Source organism: Streptomyces sp. NH27, assembly GCF_056859195.1.
Genome location: NZ_JACEGK010000776.1, coordinates 1 through 2,446 on the forward strand (window position 1 = coordinate 1; position 2,446 = coordinate 2,446).

Consider the following 2,446-nt stretch of genomic DNA (forward strand, 5'->3'; position numbering starts at 1 on the left):
GGACGATGGAGGAGCGGCTGCACAACCAGATCTGGGGCCTGTTCGAGGACCTGGCCCGTACCGTCGCCGCGTACCGCAGCGCCGAGGACTTCGCGCAGTCGCGTTACGACCAGGAGATGGACGCGCTGCTCGCCGACCCTCGCACCCGCGGCGGACCGCAGGCCGAGGCGGCTCGGGACCAGGCGATGATGAAGCAGGTCGCGCTGGTCGACCAGGCCAGGGCCGTGCTCGACCGCGACCTCGCCCAGCTCACCACCGAGTCGGAGGTGGTCGAGCCCGCGCTGCCGCCCGCGTTCGCCGGCTGGGAGAACCCGGCCTGGCACGCGTACGACGTGCCCGAGCAGCCGGCGCTCGCCGTCCGGCTCGGCGGCCTCACCGTGCCCGAGGCGCCCGAGCTGTGCATCCCGCTGCTGGTCCGGTTGCCGCTGGAGCGCGGCCTGTGGATCGACAGCGCCGACGACCGCGGCATCGCGATGCAGGTCGCCGTCGCGATCGCCGCCCGGCTGCTCGCCTGCCACCCGGCGGGCGGCTTCGCCATGCACGCGCTGGACCCGGCCGGCTCGGCCGCCACCGCGCTCGCCCCGCTGTACTCGGGCGGTGCGCTGGTGCTGCCGCCGCCGGCCGCGGGCGCCGCGGGCGTCAGCGAGGTGCTCGGCCGCCTCACCGCGCGGGTCGACCTGCTCCAGATGGCCATGCGCGGCGGCGCCGCCGACTCCCTGCCGCCCGGCTTCGACCAGGCCGAACAGCTGCTGATCGTCAACGAGTTCCCGTACGGCTTCGACGACCGCGCCGTCAACCAGCTGCGGTATCTCGCCGACGAGGGGCCCGCCGCGGGCGTCCATCTGCTGCTCGTCGCCGACCGCGACGACGCCTCGGCATACGGGCCCGTGCTCGACCCGCTGTGGCGCTCGATGCTGCGGCTCACCCCGCTGCCCAGCGACCACCTCGCCGACCCGTGGGTGGGCCACGCGTGGACGTACGAACCCGCGCTGGTGCCGCCGGGCAGCCAGGTGGTGGCGCAGGTGCTGCGCAGGTTGGCGGCGGCCCGCCCGGCGTACGGAATGTGAGGGCGGGCCGCGCGTACTGAGGGGCGGGCTCGCACATCCATCGGGCTTTCGCAGCCGGTCCGTTCGGCCCTCGGGCCCGACCCGATCGGCTCCCACCTCCGCGAGGCCGGGATCTGGACGGCGGGGGAGCACCCCGGCGAGAACGCCGCGGAGAACGCCGCCGAGGACGCCTCCGACCAGGGCGGACCCTCCGCGCCGTCCGGCGCCCACCGGGTCACGCGGTAGCCGGGGCGGCGCCGTACAGACGTCCGACGCACGCGTGACGGACGTCCGACGGACGTCCGGGCGACCCACGGCGTTCGACGACACCCCGGCCCCGAGCCGCCCCCCTGCGTACGGGCGGCCCGGTCCGGGGACTAGCGTGGCTCCGTCGGCCCAGGACCCACGCGAAAGGCACAGATGTGGCGACCACGGCAGCCACGCCAGGCTTCCAGGCACTGCCCGAGCTGACGGGGAGCCGCTTCCTCGGCACCTGGCAGTTCGACGGCGTCGCCCTGGCCGCGGTGCTCCTGCTCGGCGCGGCGTACGGATACGGCGTCCGGCGCAGACTCGCGGCCGGTGACCGCTGGCCGCTGTGGCGGGTCGCGATCTTCTACGTCTTCGGCCTCGGCACCCTGGTGTTCGCGACCATGTCCGCGCTCGCCGTCTACAACCGGGTGCTCTTCTGGCCCGCGGCCGTGCAGAACATCCTGCTCGACCTGTTCGCCCCGCTCGGCCTCGCGCTCGGCGACCCGCTCGGTCTCGCCGCCCCCGGCAGCCGGCTGCGCCGCGCGTTCTCCTCCCGCCCGGTGCGCGTGCTCACCTACCCGCTGATCAGCTCGGTCCTGGTGCTCGTCTCCGAACTGACCATCTACTTCACGCCGTACTTCGCGCACGCGCTCGCCCAGGACTCCGTGCGGCAGCTGATGCACCTTCAACTGCTGCTCACCGGTTGCCTGTTCGTGCTGCCCATGCTCAGCCGCCAGGAACTCCTGCCGCGCTGGTGCAACCACCCGGTACGCGCGGTGCTGGTCTTCCTCGACGGGCTCTTCGACTCCGTGCCCGGCATCGTCGTGATGACCAGCGGCACCCTCGTCGCGGGGCACTGGTACCACACGCACACCCGCGACTGGGGGCCCTCCGTCAAGCGCGACCAGATGCTCGGCGGCGGGCTCATGCTCGCGCTGGCCGAACTCGTCGGCCTGCCGTTCCTCCTGCTTGTCTTCATGGAGTGGTGGCGCTCCGACCGCGACAGGACCGCCGCGCTCGACGCCGCCCTCGACCGCGAGGCCGTGCTGTCGGCGCGGGCCGCGCACATGGCGCAGGCGGCGCCGTCGGCGCCTTCCAGGGCTCCCGTGGGCGATTCCGTGGGCGACGCCCCCTCCGCCGCCGTGCCGGCC

At 74.4% G+C, this 2,446-nt stretch carries 1 protein-coding gene and 1 pseudogene; both read left to right on the plus strand.

Annotated features, from left to right (window positions below; all coding sequences use genetic code 11):
- Positions 1–1,067, plus strand: a pseudogene (locus AC13HU_RS35660) (TerD family protein); the annotation flags it as partial.
- Between the two features lie 401 nt (positions 1,068–1,468).
- On the plus strand, positions 1,469–2,446 hold a 978-nt coding region (locus tag AC13HU_RS35665), incomplete at its 3' end, for a cytochrome c oxidase assembly protein (RefSeq protein ID WP_483046148.1).